Origin of the sequence: Bacillus sp. JJ1566 (assembly GCF_036962685.1) — a bacterium.
GTDB lineage: Bacteria > Bacillota > Bacilli > Bacillales > Bacillaceae_L > Ferdinandcohnia.
The window spans coordinates 44875-63163 of the sequence record NZ_JBALOP010000052.1 but is presented as its reverse complement, the minus strand read 5'-3'; the positions used below and the strand labels follow the sequence as shown (position 1 = coordinate 63163).

The following is an 18289-nucleotide window of genomic DNA, read 5'->3' as shown; positions in this document are numbered from 1 at the left end:
TGGGTACATCTTTAGACTAGAATGCTTTAGACCGTTTTACCAATTGATTTTATTTTTTCAGATAAAAGGTCACGTAAGAATTCTGGCATATAATATTTTTTATCCTTTGCATCGCGTATTACAGGAAAAAGTAACCCGAACGTAAACATATCAATAGTTGCAATTGAATACGTTTTGTCTGGGTCAAGTTCCTCACCGTTGATTTTTATGTCAGTGATACGCTCCACTCCACCTGAAAGTCTTGTCGTTTCGAGGTCAACTCCGTCATATACCATTTTGCCCATAACTTTTCCACGAAAGCCAAGGCCTTTAATTCTTAGGTTTTCCATTTCCTTGGTGTTGGCATGTAATATGATTTCCTTCAGTTCATCACCTTTTACCCAAACCTTACAAGGATTAATTGGATGCGGGCAGATTCGATGCAGGTCTTCTCTTGTTACTATTCCGACTGGAAGCGAATCAAGCAACAGCCCTGCATTGACCATCGATATATCTCCATCACACCATTCACGGAGCACCTCGGCTAAAGCAATAGAAAAAGAGGTCTTAGCAAACCAGTCACTAATTAGTGGCTCTTCGATTTCTGCAATAATATCGTTTTTTAAAATTTGGGTACTCTCCAATAAGTACTGTGAAAGAATATCATTTGTCTTTTCGCACTCTGGAAGTGACTTTGTCGGAATTACATTTGCTGTACTTTCGATCAACTTTTTTTGTTCCGGGTCAATTTTAAGCGTGACATGACCGATGTAATTCCCATATTTTTGGGCACAGCATAGCAGGGTATTATTAATTCGTTTTCCGTTTTCTAAAAGATGATGTGTATGTCCACCTAGTAGCACATCAACTTCAGGGAAGTCCCTTGCGATTTGTTCATCTTCATTAATCCCCAAATGTGACATTAATAGAATCATGTCTGTTTTATTTTTAAGTTCATCAAGAATTTCCCTTAAAACAACAAGTGCGTCCTTGATGTTCCAGCCGAGTAGCTTATATAAACCAATATAATGAACGGTTAAACCAATAATTCCGATTTTAAACCCGCTTGGCGAGACATAAATATCATAGGGATGAGCCCATTTTGGCAGCTTTTCATCACGGTCAAAAAGATTTGCAAGCAATACCTTAAATTCAGCTTCTTCATATAAGGAATCAAGATGTTCATAGGACATTGTAATTCCCTCGTTGTTTCCGATTGTTGCATAATCGTATTGTAGCTGATTTAAAAGCTTTACATTTGTCTTTCCATAGGAGCTTTCCGAAATCGGGTGAAAGCGATCGATATGATCTCCGATATCAATTAATAGTATTTCTTCATTGTTTTGTTTATGAAGCTGTCTCATCTCTGTTATATATTTTGTGATTTTTGGCCATCTGTCAAAATGGCTATGGAGATCATTTGTATGATAAATATGTATTGTTTCAATCACTCTCTTCACCTCCATTACAAAACATCAGTTATGCATTAACTAAAAAAGTCTAATTGCCGTGGAGCAAGCCCACGGTATTCAATTCCGAGCATATCAATAAATTGTTTTGCATTGTCTGCTGCATCGCCACCTGAGTTATTATTGAATAACACATAGATGGTCTCACTTTCTTTCCTCAGCTTTTGAATATAGCCAATCCATTCTTCTAGCTCTTTCTTATTATACTTGTATAAGTACCTGACATCACGCCAATTGCCTTCGCTTGGTTTTGTCCAACCATGAATGTTTCGGCCATGGAATCGCACAAGTGTTTTCTGTTCGTTTGTTGGATGAAGGACCAGTGGAATTGAACCAGAGCCAGCCTGTGGTTCATCACAGATACTATGAATCCAAGCCTCTTGTTTCATAAATAATAAAGTTTGATCTTGCCGCTGTGGTGAAAACCAAGATTGATGGCGAAATTCAAGGGCTACCGGGATATCTCCCATTTGTTGTTTGCACCATCTCAAATAGTCTACATTTTCACGTTTACAATCATACCACGGTGGAAATTGAAATAAAACCATGGCTAGCTTATTTGCTTGCTGATACGGTTCAAGTGATAATCGAAACGCATCAAACATGTCTTTTTTTGATTTAAATGGAATTTCACCACGCTGATGACCAGTCATGCCCTGATAGGCTTTGACAATGAATTGAAAGGAATCGGGTGTGTCTTTTATCCATTTTTCTACGTTCGGTTTTGGCTGTATCGCGTAAAAGGATGCATCCACTTCGACGATTGGAAAATGACCAGCATATTCCTTTAGTTTATCTCTTGGCGAGGCTCCAGCAGTATATAGACTATCATGGTCCCCCCAGCCAGTTACACCGATGTAAATCATGGGTTCACCCCCGTTAAATTTAATTCTGTCGATACTCATTTATTGTAATCCATTCCACAAAACTATGCATCGTTTGCAAAAAAATAACTCGTCTGAGAGATTCCCAAACGAGTTATTGTATCTATACAAGGAATAAAGTAAGCAAAAGGTAGACTCGAGATAGGAGTCTACCTTTTTTGGAAGCTACGAAACTCCCAAATATTTATGCTGAATGTCCTTATTTTCTAATAATTCATCTGGTGTACCATTCCAAACAATCGTACCCTTGTTCATGATTAAGATCTCATCCGCTACCTGGCAGGCAAGTGAAATATTTTGCTCAACCATTAATATCGAAAGTCCGGTCTCTTTTAGCCTACTCACAATCTCACCCACTTGATCAATAATAACCGGGGCGAGTCCTTCAGATGGCTCATCCATTAAAAGAAACTGCGGATTAGTCATCAATGCCCGTCCAATTGCCAGCATTTGCTGCTGTCCACCGGATAGCTGCGTACCCATATTATTTTCGCGTTCCTTAAGAATTGGGAATAGTTCATAAACCTTGTCGATATCCCAGTTTACTGCTTTACTATTTCCTTTTCCTTTCCGTGCAGGCATCGATAAATTTTCTTTAATCGTAAGGGAAGAAAATATTCTTCTTCCTTGTGGTACTAAGCCAATGCCATGCCGAGTTATTTGGTGTGTTGGTAATGCTTGCACTTGTTTATCTTTAAAAGTGATGGTACCGCGTTTTGATTTGACGAGACCAGATATAGTATGAATCGTTGTTGTTTTTCCTGCTCCATTTCGCCCCAAAAGTGCGACACATTTTCCCTCTGGCACGTTAAATGTAACCCCTTGAAGGATATGACTTGTTCCATAATAGGAATGAACATCTTGTAACTCAAGCATGTTTTTTCGCCCCTCCACCGAAGTAAATTTCCTTTACCATATCGCTATTTCTAATTTCATCAGGAGCACCAGTTAAAATTGGTTCGCCATGATGAAGTACAGTAATTCGATCTGCAATCGCAAAGACTACGTCCATATCATGTTCAATTACTACTAACGCCATCGAGCGTGGCAGTCTTTGAATCATCTCAGAAGTTTGAGTTGTTTCTGCTGGAGACATTCCTGATGTTGGTTCATCTAATAAAAGAAGCTTTGGTTTACTAGCCATCGCCAATAGTACTTCTAGTAAACGTTGTTCCCCATAGGATAGATTGTTTATTTTCACATCACGGCGATGAGTTATCTTCCATTCTTCTAATATCTCATTTGTTTCTTTTTTTATATCAGAACGACTAGTTAGGGAAAACCATATATCATGACGATATTTTTTCCGGGCTGCCAAGGCAAGATGTATATTTTCTTCCACCGTTAAATCACCAAATAAATTATTCTTTTGAAATGTTCGTGACATCCCTAAATGAACTAATCTATGGGCAGGAAGATTTGTAATATCTTTCCCTTCAAAATGCACCGTTCCTGAAGTAATCGGAAGATGGTTTGTAATAGAATTAAAAAGAGTTGTTTTCCCAGCACCATTTGGACCAATGATAACATGACGTTCGCCTGGCTCTACTTCCAATGATACATCGTGTAGTACTTGTAGGGTTCCAAATGATTTATTTATTTTATCTACTTTTAGTAAGCTCAACTGATAACCTCCTCCTTTTCAGATTGATTAGTAGAGGAAACCTGATTATTTTTGGGTTTTCTTTTAAAAATCATATCGACACCTAATTTCAACCACTGGATGACTCCGCCTTTTCCAAGTAGGACAAGGAAGATGAGAATGGCACCCAAAATCAATGGCCATCTTTCCGTATAGGTACTGATAAAGTTTTGTAGAAAGATGAATACACCCGCTCCAATCGCAGGTCCAAGCAATGTTCCTACGCCCCCAATGATAACCATGATCATTACTTGACCAGAGAACAGCCAACCAGATAACTCTGGAGAGACGAAAACGTTATAGAAGGAATAGAGTGAACCAGCAAACCCTGCTAATGCTCCGGAAAGGGTATAGGCTAATAATTTATAAACACGAACGTCATAGCCAAGTGCCTTCATACGTCCTTCATTTTCCATGACGCCTTTCGTGATTTTTCCTGCTGGAGATTCAACGAATAATCTTAGTAAAATAAAGACAGCGACAAAAATAATTCCCATCACATAATACATCGTCTGCGGATCAAATATGTCACCAAACCCCAGATTCATAATAGCGGAAACAGACATCCCATCCGCTCCACCTGTTATATCCTTCATTTGCCAAAATAGAGTAAATATCAATTGGCTAAAGGCAAGCGTAATCATAAGAAAGTAGAATTGAGAAGTACGAATAAATACTGCCCCAGTAATCAATGCTAGCAATCCAGCGATTAAAACCGCGATAAGAATGACTAAATACGTATTAGTCACAATCTGCCCGATTAATGCAACAGAATAGGCACCAATTCCAAAAAAAGCAGCATGCCCTAGCGAATCTAAACCTGCATAGCCCATAATTAAGCCTAAACTCATGGCGAACATGGCCATAATAAAAATTTCAGTTGTTAAATTCGTTCCAAAATCAGAAAGTACTTGCGGCACTATGAAAACAACGAGGAGAAGTAATACAGCATAAAGAATATTTTTCTTCAATTATGCCACCTCTCTTCCAAATAGACCTTGAGGGCGAATGATTAATATAACCATCATGATTAAGAATACAATGAGCATGGATAAGGATGGGAACCAAACTTTTCCAAATATTTCTAATACCCCAATAATTAATGCGCCAATAAACGATCCCTTCCATGAACCTAAACCACCTATAACAACAACTATTAAGGATGTGATAAGGATCTCAGCATCCATTCCTGTATACATACCTAAGAGTGGCCCACCTAATACACCACTAAATCCAGCTAAGGCTGCTCCAAAGATAAATACACCTGTAAATACAACTCCAACATTAATACCAAGAGCACTAACCATTGCGCGGTCATCTACCCCTGCACGAATGACTGCCCCTACACGTGTCTTTGCTTCTAAATACCATAGTAAAACGGCTAATAAAATACCAACAAATACGACAAATAAACGAAATACTGGGAATGCCATATCCCCAATTGGGATGGACATATTAAGAATTGCAGGTGCTGGAATTAATTGCATTTCTGTTCCCCAAATCCATTTAACTGAGTCTGCAATAACTAGCATTAAACCAAATGTCAGCAACACTTGCTGCAGCACTTTTCCATAAACACGTTTGATTAATACTTTTTCAAGGATAAAACCAAATATCCCTACTGAAATAGCGGATAATAGTAGTGCAAACCAAAAGTTAATCCCATTGCTGATAAAGGTAAAGGCCAAATAGGATCCTAGCATAAATAGTGCTCCATGAGATAGATTGACAACATTCATAACGCCTAGAATAATCGTTAGCCCTGCTGCAATCATAAAGTACAGCATTCCATATGCAATACCCGTTATAAGTTGAACTAGAATTATATCCAAGGACTCTCCCCTCTCTTCCTTTAAAAATGTAGTAGTATAATCATTTTTTAATGAATAAATGGGGTTGTCTTTTTGGACAGCCCCATTTATTTAGTTTATCCCGCATTAACTGGCAGTAAGACCCCCACTTCAAGACTTTAGGAAAGCTGAAGAAGTATAAGTGGGGGATCAACTGCCAGTAAAAGCCCGATTGGTTCAACTAACATTCAGTGGGGGTGGAGAAAACCCCACTGAATCAAGTTTCACTTTATCGGAATTTTTTAGTAACCATTATTCAAATGGTGATGTTTCCGGCATTGTTACTTTTTCTTTTGTTTCAATTACTTCAGGAACAAGTTTTCCATCTTTCATCACATTTTTCGTAATATAGATATTTTGAATGATGTTATGCGTTTTTTCATCAATTGTACTTGGTCCGCGTGGACTATCATAAGAAATACCTGGTAATTCTTTGATTAACTTTTCTGCTTCTACGCTGCCTGCTGCAGCTAGAGCTTTGTCAATAACAGTTGCTGAGTCATATCCATTAACAGAGAACGTATTTGGAAGCTTTCCGTATTTCTTTTCATAAGCTTCAACAAATTTTTTGTTTAAATCATTCTCCAACCAAGGTGAGTATACAGTTCCAGCAAGATATCCTTCCGAACCATCTCCAGTAGGCTCTAACATTAGTAAATCACCAAACTCTAATGTTCCAGACATTGGTATTTTATCTTTTAAACCAAATTCCTTGTATTGTTGAATATAACGAATACCGTCACTACCAGCAAAGAAGGAATAGATTACATCTGGCTCCAGGCTAGATGCTTCCTGTAAATAAGTAGAAAAGTCATTTGTCCCTAATTTCGGATAAAGTTCTTTTATTACTTCACCGCCCGCTTCTTCATAGGCAGCCTTAAAGGATCTTAACACCTCAATACCAGCAGGGAAATCAGAACCCATAATAACCGCTTTTTTACCAACATTTTCTGCTACATACTCCCCAAGAGGGTATCCATTTTGCCAGTTAGACCAAGAAACACGGTATACATAATCACTCTTTTTACCCCAGTTAAGATCATCTGCTGCTGCGTTTGGTATAATCATTGGAATTTGGTCTTTATTAACTTCATCACGTAATGCAAGAGCGATAGATGAGTTAGTTGTTCCAACTAGAAGGTCTACTTTTTCACTATGAACTAATTGGCGATATTTTCTTAAACCAACTTGTGGATTTCCTTCGTCATCTTCAAATTTTAGCTCTACATTTTTACCGCCTAACTTTCCACCATGTTCCTCTAAATATAGTTCGAACCCTTCTTTAATACTGTCAGATAATGGTGCCAATGGACCCGTAAAGGATAGGACAAAACCAATTTTAATCGTTTCTCCTTCGCCTTCTCCTTCCCCATCTTTGCTTCCAGTTGTATTTGCTTTAGTGTCACCACCGCTACCGCCACTACACGCACTTAATAAAACCAGGGCTAAAACCAATAATAGTCCTAACAACTTTTTAAAATTTTTCATCATCTTTCCCCCTTTTTAATAGTAGGCTTTAGGCCAACACGATATTGGTCACTCAGACGTTTCCACAGGATGTGGCGTTCTTAGTCTGAGTTCCTTTTACTTAATCCAAGAAAATCCAAAGCATTTTGTCCAAGCATTAATTTTGCATCCTCTTCTGAAATATCCTCAAGGTTGTCAATAACCCTTCCGACTGGCTTTTCGCGCAGCAGGAATGGATAATCAGATCCGGCAATAATTTGCTTTGTTCCAAAACGTTCAATCATAAACTTCAAATTATTCGGATCGTAAACGAGAGAATCATAATACAGTTTTTTTGCATAGAAGCTTGGAGGTTTTTCTGTACTACGAGTATCCGGCCAGACTTCCCAGCCTTTATCCATTCTTGGAAGGATATAAGGCAGAGACCCACCGCCATGGGCAAAGCAAATTTTAAGGTTTGGCAGCTTGTCCAGCATCCCACTCATAATGATGCTTCCTGCTGCCAACGCAGTTTCTGACGGCATTCCGACTGTATACATTGAATTGAACCGTTGCAGCCTTTCTCGTCCTAATGTTGCCCATGGATGGACGAAAAGTGGAACATTCATTTCTGCTGCTGCTTCAAAAAAAGGATATAGGGAATCGTCATCGAGATTCAGTCCGTTAACATTAGAACCAATCTGAATCCCTTTAAGCCCCAGTTCATTAACAGCCCTTTCCATCTCAGCTATCGCCTGCTTCACATCCTGCAGCGGAACCGTGCCCATTCCGACAAATCGGTCCGGATACCTTTTTACCACAGAAGCGATAAAATTATTCTGTGATTGGGCGAGCTCTAATCCAGCCTGTGAATCTGACCAGTAGGTAAAAGTTACTGGAATCGGTGACAGTACCTGGATATCCACACCTTCTTTATCCATGTCTTCAATCCGCTTTTCAGGGTCCCATGTCTGCTCAGTTATCTTCCTGAAAGTTTTGCCCTGTATCTTAATCTCAGCTCCACAACTGCAGGTCATTTCAAGAGTCGGAAATCGATCATCTGCATATTTTTCTGCCAGGTCTGGGAAATCTTCTGAAATGATGTGTGTATGAAAATCAACACGTAACTTTTTTGTCAAAACAAAACCTCCTTTCTTAAAATCTAGTAAACTATCATTTTTATTTCTTAATTTCTGTACCATATGTTAAATAGCTTTTTGGTGGTGTGCTTCCCCACATATCAAGTCCAAATTGCCCTGTTCCTGATTGCCACTCAATCGGCTCCCAGTCTGGTGCAAAAATTAGCATGCCACCTGTCCACAGTTCAACTCGGTTGCCCGATGGCTCAAAAGCATATAGGAATTGTGCCCCGCTTGTACCATGTTTTCCTGGTCCCCACTCAATTTTGATGTCATTTTCTGCCATGATATTAAGTGCACGCAGTAATTCATCTGGTGAATCCAAGAAATAAGCAACGTGGTGCAGGAGTGCCCCTGATTGATTACTGTTTCGCATAAGTGCAATTTCATGTGCAATATTTGTTTTGCTCAGCCAAGAGCCAAGACGAACATCCGCTTCATTTTGGATATAGTAGCGATGATGGATTCCAAGGAAATTAGTCCACCATTCTTGTTCTTTTGCCACATCATCCACCATCACATTCACATGGTCAAAACGGCGTGGCGCTGCACCTTTTCCACTGTATTTCATTGGGTGGCTTGGCAATTTGGAAGCAGTTAGTGGATTCGAATACTTCTCCATTTCCCAGTAAAGCTCAACCGGAATTCCGGCAGGACTGTGGAATTTGATTGCATCTCCCTGTCCAAGCTCCGTACCACCTTCAATCCACTTATAGTCAGTTCCTGTTTCTTTTAATGTTTTTTCAAATGCATATAATGCTTTTTCTGAATTAACTCGCCAGCCAAAATGATCTAGACCGGATTGGTCTGACTTTTGAAGAACCAATGTGTGGTGATCCCAGTCCTGCCATGCTCGTAGATAAACCTTGTCTTTTTCCTCCGCGGAGACATGCAGTCCCAAAACCTCAGTGAAAAACCACGTAGATCTTTCTAGATTAGTCACGTTGATTGATGCATGACCGATGTGTGCAACATTCGATAATTTCAAATCTAATTCAGTAAGTTCTACTTCTTTTTGTTTCGCATTTGATAAAGTCATTTTTTCATACCCCCAATTTTCTTTTATTTTGAATAAATTATCCCACAATGGAAATCGCTTTCATTTTTTATGTAATTCCCATTATTCAAATAATTCATTATAAAAAAAGATATCTTTTTGATTTACAGGACTAAATACCTGAATTAGTTATTATTATATGGGTTTGAAAATGCAAACAAAAGCGTTAGTTTCCTCTATGTGGAACAATATCAAAAAAAATTAAAAAATTTGAATTTTTATTTTTTTAAACTAGGCTGTTGGGATAAATCCCACCATTACTTAAATTACCACTTCTATTGTATACGCTACCATTCTTTTGGTATACATTACCAATCTTTAATGGTAGAATATTTAGAACATAACTAATATTAAAAGTAAAAGAATATGTTCCTCTATTTGGAACAGCTTACGAAAGGGGAATGGAACATGTCTAAGAAAGCCAATAATCCACAAATTCTCTCATCCGTCAGTAATGCACTTCGTATTCTTAAAAGCTTTTCTACATTTGAACCAACACAAAAGGTTAGTGACCTCTCAGAATCACTTGGTCTGGCAAAAAGTACGGTAAGTCGTTTGCTCACTACACTTGCTCATGAAGGTTTTGTAGTAAAAGATAAAAAGACTGGAAAATACAAACTTGGATTATCCGTATTAACACTAGGCGGGATTGTTACAAATCACCTCGAAATTCATAAAGAAGCAGCCCCACTACTACATAAATTAGTGCATGACACAGGGGAAACAGCACATTTATCGATTCTGGATGGTCTGGACACAATCTATATTCATAAGGAGGAATGCAGTCATCCTGTTCGTATCCTCACCCACCTTGGGAGAAAAAACCCAACATACTGCACAAGCTCTGGGAAAGTATTGCTTGCATTTGAAGAAAATAATCTTGTTGAAAAAGTAATCGAACGTGGGTTACATGCCTATACAAGTAAAAGTATTACAGATCCCGATGAGCTTCGGAATGAATTAAAGTTGATCCGGGAAAGAGGCTATGCAATAAGCACCGAGGAATTAACAGAAGGGACAAGATCCGTGTCAGCACCCATTCGTGATTATTCAGGAAGGGTTATCTCTGCCATAAATGTAGTCGGTCCTCTCCAACGCATGCCGGATTATAAGGTACCGGATATCGCTAAAAAGGTTATGAATGCAGCCAATGAAGCTTCTGAAAGATTGGGGTATGATAAGAGATTTTTGGAGGTCAGATAAAGGAAGAATAGTTTATTAATAAAAAAACAACTCGTTTGAGAAATTCTCAAACGAGTTGTTTGCATGTGTTTAGATTATCCGATAGAACCTTCCATTTCGAACTTGATCAAGCGGTTCATTTCAACTGCGTATTCCATTGGAAGCTCTTTTGTAAATGGCTCGATGAAGCCCATTACAATCATTTCAGTCGCTTCTTGTTCTGAAATACCACGGCTCATTAGATAGAATAATTGTTCTTCAGATACTTTTGATACCTTCGCTTCGTGCTCTAATGAAATATTATCATTTAGAATTTCATTATATGGGATTGTATCAGAAGTAGATTGATTATCCATAATTAATGTATCACATTCGATGTTTGAACGAGCACCTTCTGCTCTTCGACCAAAGTGGACAACACCACGGTAAGTTACTTTACCGCCATGTTTTGCAATTGATTTCGAGACAATTGATGATGTCGTATTTGGCGCAAGATGCAGCATTTTTGCACCAGCATCTTGGTGTTGGCCTTTACCAGCGATCGCGATAGAAAGTGTCATACCACGAGCTCCTTCACCTTTAAGGATACATGCTGGGTATTTCATAGTTAACCTAGAACCGATATTACCATCAATCCATTCCATTGTTCCATTTTCTTCAACAACAGTACGTTTTGTAACTAGGTTGTAAACATTGTTTGCCCAGTTTTGAATGGTCGTATAACGGCAATACGCATCTTTTTTAACAATAATCTCAACTACCGCACTGTGAAGTGAGTTAGTTGTGTATACAGGTGCTGTACAACCTTCAACATAGTGTACGCTTGCACCTTCATCAACGATAATCAATGTACGCTCAAATTGACCCATGTTTTCAGAGTTGATACGGAAGTAAGCTTGAAGTGGTGTATCAACTTTGATACCAGGTGGTACGTAGATGAATGAGCCACCAGACCAAACAGCTGAGTTCAATGCAGCAAACTTGTTATCAGTTGGAGGAATTACAGTTGCCCAATGCTCACGGAAAATTTCTTCATTTTCTTTAAGAGCTGAATCTGTATCCTTAAAGACGATTCCAAGATCTTCAAGGTCTTCCTTCATGTTGTGGTATACAACCTCTGATTCGTACTGCGCAGAAACACCGGCAAGGTATTTTTGTTCAGCTTCTGGAATACCTAATTTATCAAATGTAGCTTTGATTTCTTCAGGTACTTCATCCCATGATTTTTCAGACTTCTCAGATGGTTTTACGTAATACGTAATCTCATCGAAGTTTAAGCTATTTAAGTCTCCACCCCATTGTGGCATTGGTTTGCTGTAGAAATGCTCCAAGGATTTAAGACGGAAGTCTAACATCCATTGAGGCTCTTCCTTCATGCGGGAAATTTCTTCAACAATTTCTTTAGTTAAACCACGTTTTGAACGGAAGATGGAAACGTCTTTATCTGCAAAGCCATATTTATAATCGCCGATTTCAGGCATTTTCTTTGCCATTCTACTTCACTCCATTCTTTGTAAGGAACCCTCGTAATATGCTACGAGAGATCACTCACGATTCGTTTTGTTCGTTCTCAAATCCCTTTTCCATTGCTTTCCATGCTAATGTTGCACATTTAATACGCGCAGGGAATTTTGAAACGCCCTGAAGTGCTTCAATGTCTCCTAAATCAATGCTATCATCATGTTCTTTTCCTAGCATCATTTCTGAGAAGATTTGTGACATTTTTAATGCATCTTCAATTTTTTTGCCTTTAATCGCTTGAGTCATCATGGAAGCGGATGACATTGAGATGGAACATCCCTCACCGTCGTATTTTGCGTCTTGAACGACACCATCATCATCAACTTTTAAAGTAAGATGAATACGGTCCCCACAAGTCGGGTTATTCATGTCGATTGTTAACGCACCTTCTTGAATAACACCACGATTTCTTGGCTTTTTATAATGATCCATTATCACCTGTCGGTACAAGGTATCAAGGTTTATGTTAGAATCCATTGCTGAAATACTCCTTTGTTTTTATGAGTCCTTCAACTAGTTTATCAATTTCTTCTTCTGTATTATATAGGTAAAAACTTGCACGAGCGGTAGCTGATACCTTTAACCATTTCATTAACGGCTGTGCACAGTGGTGACCTGCTCTTACAGCGATACCTTCCGCATCTAAAACTGTCGATACATCATGTGGATGAACGTCATCAATATTAAAGGTTACGAGTCCTGCACGATGTTTTGGTCCATAAATCGTTAGACCCTCAACCTGTGACATTCGTTCCATTGCATAATTTGCTAAATGATGCTCATGCTCTAGGATTTGATCAAGTCCAATTTCCTCTAAAAAGTCAATTGCTGCACCTAATCCAATTGCTCCAGCGATGTTCAATGTTCCTGCTTCAAATTTCCAGGGAAGCTCTTTCCATGTCGATTCGTAAAGGTCAACGAAATCAATCATTTCACCACCAGTTTCAACTGGCTCCATTTTTTCAAGTAGTGCTTTCTTTCCATAAAGGACACCAATACCGGTTGGTCCACACATTTTATGACCTGAAAAAGCAAGGAAATCACAATCGAGGTCCTTCACATCAATTTTCATATGTGGAGCGGCTTGTGCACCATCAACAACCATGATTGCTCCGTTACGGTGTGCAATTTCGGTAATTTCTTTTATAGGGTTGATTGCTCCTAGAACATTCGAAACCATCATGACTGATACAATCTTGGTTTGATTTGTAACAGTAGCTTCAACATCCTTTAGATCAATTGACCCATCCTCTTGAAGAGGAATATACTTTAATGTTGCACCTGTGCGTTTTGCAATTTGCTGCCAAGGAATAATATTGGCATGGTGCTCCATGTAGGTAATGACAATTTCATCGCCCTCTTTAAGATTATCACGCCCATAGCTTGCAGCAATCGTATTGATTGCAGTAGTTGTTCCACGGGTGAAAATAACCTCCTGAATAGAGGATGCATTGATGAATTTACGAACCTTTTCACGAGCATTTTCAAAAGCATCCGTTGCTCTTGTACCAAGGGTATGAACCCCGCGGTGTATGTTTGAATTATATTCACGATAGTAGCGATCAATCGTTTCGATAACAGTAACAGGTTTTTGTGATGTAGCAGCACTGTCCAAATAGACAAGAGGTTTTCCATTAACCTCTTGATCTAAGATAGGGAACATTGAACGAATATCTTGGATATTCATTATCTTACTTTCCTTTCGATTACCTCAACTAGTTGCTTTTTAACACCTTCGATTGGAAGTTGGTTAACAACTGGTGCAAGGAATCCATGGATAACTAAGCGTTCAGCTTCCTTCTGCGGAATTCCACGACTCATTAAATAATATAATTGTACTGGGTCAACCCTACCAACAGATGCGGCGTGACCTGCTGTTACATCATCTTCGTCAATAAGTAAAATTGGGTTTGCATCTCCACGAGCTTTTTCGCTAAGCATCAATACTCTAGACTCTTGTTCCGCATTTGATTTGGCAGCACCATGTTCAATATGCCCAATACCATTAAAGATCGAGCTTGCGCTGTCCTTCATAACACCATGCTTCAAAATATAGCCTTCTGAATTTTTACCATAGTGAGTGATTCTTGTAGTGAAGTTTTGCTTTTGTTCGCCACGACCGACAACCACTGTCTTCGTATCTGCGTAGGATCCGTCACCAACTAAATTCGTGATATTTTCTGAGATCGTATCACCATCATTCATCAGTCCAAGAGCCCATTCGATTTTACTATCACGGCCGATTACACCTTGACGAGTTACAAAAGTTGTATTTCCTGTTGCTAAGGCATCTACAGCACCATATGTTACCTTCGCATTGCTACCCGCAATAACCTCAGACACAATATTAACAACAGTATTTGCAGAGTCTGTAGTTGAAATATAGTTTTCAACATAAGTAACAGAACTATTATCTTCTGCCACAACAATTACATGGTTAAAAGTGGCCACTTCACCATTTTCTTGAATAAATACTGAATGTAGTGGAACAGAAACCTCTACATTTTTAGGAACATATACAAATGCACCACCATTAACTAATGCTGCATGCAATGCAGTAAGACGGTGTTCGTCAACCTTAACCGCTTCTGTCATAAAGTATTTTTGAAGAAGGTCTCCATGTTCACGAGCAGCTGTATGAATATCTGTAAAAATAACGCCACTTGCTTTTACATTTTCTGTAAGAGAGATAAAAGCTGGTGTATTATTACGTTGAATATATATATTCTTTTCTTCTTCAACATGAATTAATGATTTGATTTCTTCAGGTAATTCGTCAATTGAGTTATATGGAGCACTTTCCACAACATGGTTAGCAAATTGAGTAAAGTTCCATTTGTCAATTTTTGTTTTATCTGGTCTTGGCATTGGAAGGTCTTCTGCTTTTTCAAGAGCCTGTAAGCGAAGTTCCTGTAGCCAACTTGGTTCACCAAGAGTAGACGAAAAACCCCTGACATAATCTTTATCAAATGGTAATTTCGTATCGATTGTCATAGTAATCCTCCTAACGCTTACGCTTCTTGACCTACAGTTTCATCTTCAATTCCTAGTTCTTTCTTGATCCAATCATATCCTTCTGCTTCTAGACGTTGCGCAAGCTCTGGACCACCAGATTTTACAATACGTCCCTGCATCATAACATGCACTTTATCCGGTGTAATATAGTTAAGTAAGCGTTGGTAGTGAGTGATGATTAAGCAACCAAACTCTTCTCCGCGCATTTTATTGATTCCATTAGAAACGACCTTCAATGCATCGATATCAAGTCCTGAGTCAATCTCATCAAGGATTGCAATCTTAGGCTCAATCATCATTAATTGTAGGATTTCATTACGTTTCTTTTCTCCACCTGAGAAGCCTTCGTTTAGATAACGTTGAGCCATGTCAGGATCCATTTCTAAGTATTCCATGTTTTTATCCATTGTACGGATGAATTTCATTAGTGAAATTTCATCGCCTTCTTCACGACGTGCATTAATTGCAGAACGAAGGAATTCAGCATTTGTAACACCACTGATTTCACTTGGATATTGCATAGCTAGGAAAAGACCAGCACGTGCACGCTCATCAACTTCCATTTCTAATACATCTTCACCATCTAAAGTAACGCTACCACTTGTAACCTCATATTTAGGATGACCCATGATTGCAGATGATAAAGTTGATTTACCTGTACCATTCGGTCCCATGATTGCGTGAATTTCACCGCCGTTTATTTCAAGGTTTACTCCTTTTAAAATCTCCTTGCCTTCAATTTCGACATGAAGATCCTTTATTACTAAAGTAGATCCTGCCATAACTACTACCTCCATTAGACAAAAAATATTTTGTATAGTGTTGACAAATTAAGTCAAAACTTTATTCTCATTTTATTCTCATTACAATCTTATAACAAATTCAAAGTGATATCAACCTTTACACATTGCTAATAAGATTACATTTTTGACAATGAGCGGATTGAATATTAACTGTGAATTTCAATCTCTTTTTGAGAATATGAATAAGTTCTAATATCTTTATTTTTTCCTTAAAACTTGTCCATCACTAAGATAACATAAATTAATGGGATATGTAAGGAAGAAGGGGATTAACGCATATTTTAGGCCTTATCGCTCACCGTTTATTTTTCACACATAAGGTGAATTCATTCGATAAGAAAGTATCCATTATAAAAACCCAGTGTCATAGCACTGAGTTTGATTATAATTCTTATCTTTTTAGGTATGAATTCTACCATCAATTTGAGCAACAAGCATTTGACCTTGTTTATATTCTTGTTCACGGTTTTTCTCCACCCGCATACGTTCCTTAAACTTTCGACAGTAATCCTCATAGCCAATCCCATGTGCTTGATGCATTGCCTTTTCCATTTCGCCCGTATAATTTAAACGGATTCGATTGATAATGAACCAATCCCTTCATTTTTATCGTGTTATCTTTACACAGTTATAATGGTAACACCCTCAGCTTTTTACCTCAAAGACGAGAAATTGCAATATTTTAAGCTGCCCCTTCTTATTAAGCTGTAAATGTATAATGATGAACACTTGATATACAATTAAGGCTGATTCCTTAGAATTCCTCGCAAATAGTCAAAAATTGAAAAGAAGCTTACCAATTGGCAAGCTTCCTTCCTTAACATTATTTTACTGTAGTAACCGCACCAGCATATTTTTCTTCGATGAATTTTTGAATTTCATCAGATTTTAATACTTCAACTAATGCTTTAATTTCCTCACGGTCTTCGTCACCTTTGTTAACAACGACTAGGTTTGCAGGAACCACATCGTCTCCTTCAAAGGCAATGCCATCCTCCGCGATATTTACGCCACCTTCAAGTGCGTAGTTTGTGTTAATTACAACTGCGTCGCCTTCACCATTTTCAAATGAAGTAGCAAGAAGTTTTGCTTCAATCAATGTAGAGAAATCTAGATTTTTTGGATTTTCGACGATGTCTTCAACTCTTGCTTGGTTACCAACACCCTCTTTAAGTTTAATGACACCTTCTCTTTCAAAAATCGGTAAAATACGACCGTGGTCACTAAATGAGTTACTCATGATAATTTTTGCTCCATCTGGAAGCTCATTTAAACTACTATATTTTTTAGAATAAATTCCAATTGGCTCTTTATGAATTTCCCCAACACTTACAAAATCAAAATTTGGATTGTCCTCTAATTGTAATTCTAAATAACCTGGTGTTTGGAAATAGTTTGCATCTAGTTCTTTTTCATGAAGTGCGACGTTCGGTAAAATGTAGTCTGTAAACACTTCAATTTCAAGGTCAATTCCTTTTTCCTTTAATAAAGGTTTTGCTTGCTCAAGCACTTCTGCATGCGGAACCGCGGATGCTCCCACGACTAGCTTTTTATTTTGGTCTGCTTCATTTGTACCGCCTTCTCCAGCATTATCATTATCACTTGTACCACAAGCAACTAATAATGAAAGAAGTCCAATTAAGAGTAATGAAATAAGTTTTTTCATGTTATGTTCCTCCTGTTATCTCTTGTCTGTATGTTTTGTATAGTAATCACCAATAAATTGAATGATAAATACCAAAATTAAGATTGCTACAGTTGCTATAAATGTAATGACTGGTTTGTTACTTTGGAAACCATATAGGTAAGCAAAATGACCTAAACCACCGGCACCGATAACACCAGCCATAGCTGTAAAGCTTACTAATGAAATTGCAGTAACCGTGATCCCTGATATTAAGGCTGGTAGTGATTCAGGTATTAATACTTTAAAGATGATTGTTGAATTTGTTGCTCCCATAGAATGAGAAGCCTCAATAACACCTTTATCGATTTCACGTAATGCAATTTCAACCATTCTTGCGTAAAACGGCGCTGAACCTATAATTAATGATGGCAATGCAGCATTCGGTCCTAGCATTGAACCCATTACAATTTTGGTAAAAGGTATTAATAATACAATAAGGATAATAAATGGTATGGATCGAAAAATATTAACAAAAGCTGATACAATTCGATTTACTACAGTATTTTCCCATGCATTCCCTTTATCCGTTAAAAAGAGGACTAAGCCTAAAAATAGACCTATGATAAAAGTCGCTAACACTGAGATTGCGGTCATATATAAGGTCTCTAAAGTTGC

The 18289-nt window shown here is 38.2% G+C and carries 18 protein-coding genes; 1 reads left to right on the top strand and 17 read right to left on the bottom strand.

Annotation, left to right across the window (positions count from 1 at the left end; translation table 11 throughout):
- Window positions 1-26 precede the first annotated feature (26 nt).
- From V7112_RS18690 to V7112_RS18650, 9 genes are all read right to left on the bottom strand, one after another.
- Complete coding sequence (locus V7112_RS18690) at window positions 27-1430, bottom strand: bifunctional metallophosphatase/5'-nucleotidase (protein ID WP_335422659.1); 1404 nt, start codon at window positions 1428-1430, stop codon at window positions 27-29.
- A 35-nt stretch (window positions 1431-1465) separates the two neighbouring features.
- Window positions 1466-2314 carry a DUF72 domain-containing protein gene (locus V7112_RS18685; RefSeq protein WP_335422657.1) on the bottom strand — a complete coding sequence of 283 codons (849 nt, stop codon included), beginning with the start codon at window positions 2312-2314 and terminating at the stop codon, window positions 1466-1468.
- Between the two features lie 183 nt (window positions 2315-2497).
- Complete coding sequence (locus V7112_RS18680) at window positions 2498-3208, bottom strand: ABC transporter ATP-binding protein (protein ID WP_335422655.1); 711 nt, start codon at window positions 3206-3208, stop codon at window positions 2498-2500.
- Window positions 3201-3956 (bottom strand): ABC transporter ATP-binding protein, encoded by a 756-nt coding sequence (locus V7112_RS18675; protein ID WP_335422652.1) that lies wholly within the window; start codon window positions 3954-3956, stop codon window positions 3201-3203. Before V7112_RS18675 ends, V7112_RS18680 begins: the two co-directional genes overlap by 8 nt.
- The gene (locus V7112_RS18670; RefSeq protein WP_335422650.1) at window positions 3953-4945 is read right to left on the bottom strand and encodes a branched-chain amino acid ABC transporter permease; all 993 of its coding nucleotides are present in this window, start codon (window positions 4943-4945) and stop codon (window positions 3953-3955) included. The genes V7112_RS18675 and V7112_RS18670 overlap by 4 nt, the downstream gene beginning before the upstream one ends.
- Window positions 4946-5806, bottom strand: coding sequence for a branched-chain amino acid ABC transporter permease (locus tag V7112_RS18665; RefSeq protein WP_335422648.1), 861 nt, complete (start codon window positions 5804-5806; stop codon window positions 4946-4948).
- 270 nt (window positions 5807-6076) lie between these two features.
- Complete coding sequence (locus V7112_RS18660; protein ID WP_335422646.1) at window positions 6077-7312, bottom strand: ABC transporter substrate-binding protein; 1236 nt, start codon at window positions 7310-7312, stop codon at window positions 6077-6079.
- 80 nt (window positions 7313-7392) lie between these two features.
- Entirely contained in the window at window positions 7393-8409 is a 1017-nt protein-coding gene (locus V7112_RS18655) for an amidohydrolase family protein (protein WP_335422644.1), read from the bottom strand.
- A 40-nt stretch (window positions 8410-8449) separates the two neighbouring features.
- Window positions 8450-9448, bottom strand: coding sequence for a VOC family protein (locus V7112_RS18650; RefSeq protein WP_335422642.1), 999 nt, complete (start codon window positions 9446-9448; stop codon window positions 8450-8452).
- Window positions 9449-9874: 426 nt separating this feature from the next.
- Here V7112_RS18650 and V7112_RS18645 point away from each other — a divergent pair, with 426 nt between their 5' ends.
- Entirely contained in the window at window positions 9875-10669 is a 795-nt protein-coding gene (locus V7112_RS18645) for an IclR family transcriptional regulator (protein WP_335422640.1), read from the top strand.
- A 74-nt stretch (window positions 10670-10743) separates the two neighbouring features.
- Here V7112_RS18645 and sufB read toward each other — a convergent pair whose 3' ends face one another.
- The 8 genes from sufB to V7112_RS18605 form a co-directional block, all read right to left on the bottom strand.
- Window positions 10744-12141: a Fe-S cluster assembly protein SufB gene (gene sufB / locus V7112_RS18640; RefSeq protein WP_335422638.1), complete on the bottom strand. Its 1398-nt coding sequence runs from the start codon at window positions 12139-12141 to the stop codon at window positions 10744-10746.
- A gap of 55 nt (window positions 12142-12196) precedes the next feature.
- Complete coding sequence (sufU, locus tag V7112_RS18635) at window positions 12197-12646, bottom strand: Fe-S cluster assembly sulfur transfer protein SufU (protein ID WP_335422635.1); 450 nt, start codon at window positions 12644-12646, stop codon at window positions 12197-12199.
- Window positions 12636-13856, bottom strand: coding sequence for a cysteine desulfurase (locus tag V7112_RS18630; RefSeq protein WP_335422633.1), 1221 nt, complete (start codon window positions 13854-13856; stop codon window positions 12636-12638). Before V7112_RS18630 ends, sufU begins: the two co-directional genes overlap by 11 nt.
- Complete coding sequence (gene sufD, locus V7112_RS18625) at window positions 13856-15163, bottom strand: Fe-S cluster assembly protein SufD (protein ID WP_335422631.1); 1308 nt, start codon at window positions 15161-15163, stop codon at window positions 13856-13858. The genes V7112_RS18630 and sufD overlap by 1 nt, the downstream gene beginning before the upstream one ends.
- Before the next feature lie 17 nt (window positions 15164-15180).
- Window positions 15181-15966, bottom strand: a complete 786-nt coding sequence (gene sufC, locus V7112_RS18620; RefSeq protein ID WP_335422629.1) for a Fe-S cluster assembly ATPase SufC — start codon at window positions 15964-15966, stop codon at window positions 15181-15183.
- Window positions 15967-16386: 420 nt separating this feature from the next.
- A complete protein-coding gene (locus tag V7112_RS18615; protein WP_335422628.1) occupies window positions 16387-16527 on the bottom strand; it encodes a hypothetical protein in 141 nt (46 codons plus the stop codon).
- A gap of 283 nt (window positions 16528-16810) precedes the next feature.
- The gene (locus tag V7112_RS18610; protein ID WP_335422626.1) at window positions 16811-17653 is read right to left on the bottom strand and encodes a MetQ/NlpA family ABC transporter substrate-binding protein; all 843 of its coding nucleotides are present in this window, start codon (window positions 17651-17653) and stop codon (window positions 16811-16813) included.
- 15 nt (window positions 17654-17668) lie between these two features.
- Complete coding sequence (locus tag V7112_RS18605) at window positions 17669-18268, bottom strand: methionine ABC transporter permease (protein WP_438823920.1); 600 nt, start codon at window positions 18266-18268, stop codon at window positions 17669-17671.
- Window positions 18269-18289 lie beyond the last annotated feature (21 nt).

Excerpts from the sequence above, each read along its gene's own strand:
- V7112_RS18685 (WP_335422657.1), bottom strand. The coding sequence starts at position 2,314 with ATGATTTACATCGGTGTAACTGGCTGGGGGGACCATGATAGTCTATAT.
- V7112_RS18680 (WP_335422655.1), bottom strand. The coding sequence starts at position 3,208 with ATGCTTGAGTTACAAGATGTTCATTCCTATTATGGAACAAGTCATATC.
- V7112_RS18660 (WP_335422646.1), bottom strand. The coding sequence starts at position 7,312 with ATGAAAAATTTTAAAAAGTTGTTAGGACTATTATTGGTTTTAGCCCTG.
- V7112_RS18650 (WP_335422642.1), bottom strand. The coding sequence starts at position 9,448 with ATGACTTTATCAAATGCGAAACAAAAAGAAGTAGAACTTACTGAATTA.
- V7112_RS18645 (WP_335422640.1), top strand. The coding sequence starts at position 9,875 with ATGTCTAAGAAAGCCAATAATCCACAAATTCTCTCATCCGTCAGTAAT.
- sufB (WP_335422638.1), bottom strand. The coding sequence starts at position 12,141 with ATGGCAAAGAAAATGCCTGAAATCGGCGATTATAAATATGGCTTTGCA.
- sufU (WP_335422635.1), bottom strand. The coding sequence starts at position 12,646 with ATGGATTCTAACATAAACCTTGATACCTTGTACCGACAGGTGATAATG.
- V7112_RS18630 (WP_335422633.1), bottom strand. The coding sequence starts at position 13,856 with ATGAATATCCAAGATATTCGTTCAATGTTCCCTATCTTAGATCAAGAG.
- sufD (WP_335422631.1), bottom strand. The coding sequence starts at position 15,163 with ATGACAATCGATACGAAATTACCATTTGATAAAGATTATGTCAGGGGT.
- sufC (WP_335422629.1), bottom strand. The coding sequence starts at position 15,966 with ATGGCAGGATCTACTTTAGTAATAAAGGATCTTCATGTCGAAATTGAA.
- V7112_RS18615 (WP_335422628.1), bottom strand. The coding sequence starts at position 16,527 with ATGCATCAAGCACATGGGATTGGCTATGAGGATTACTGTCGAAAGTTT.
- V7112_RS18610 (WP_335422626.1), bottom strand. The coding sequence starts at position 17,653 with ATGAAAAAACTTATTTCATTACTCTTAATTGGACTTCTTTCATTATTA.
- V7112_RS18605 (WP_438823920.1), bottom strand. The coding sequence starts at position 18,268 with ATGACCGCAATCTCAGTGTTAGCGACTTTTATCATAGGTCTATTTTTA.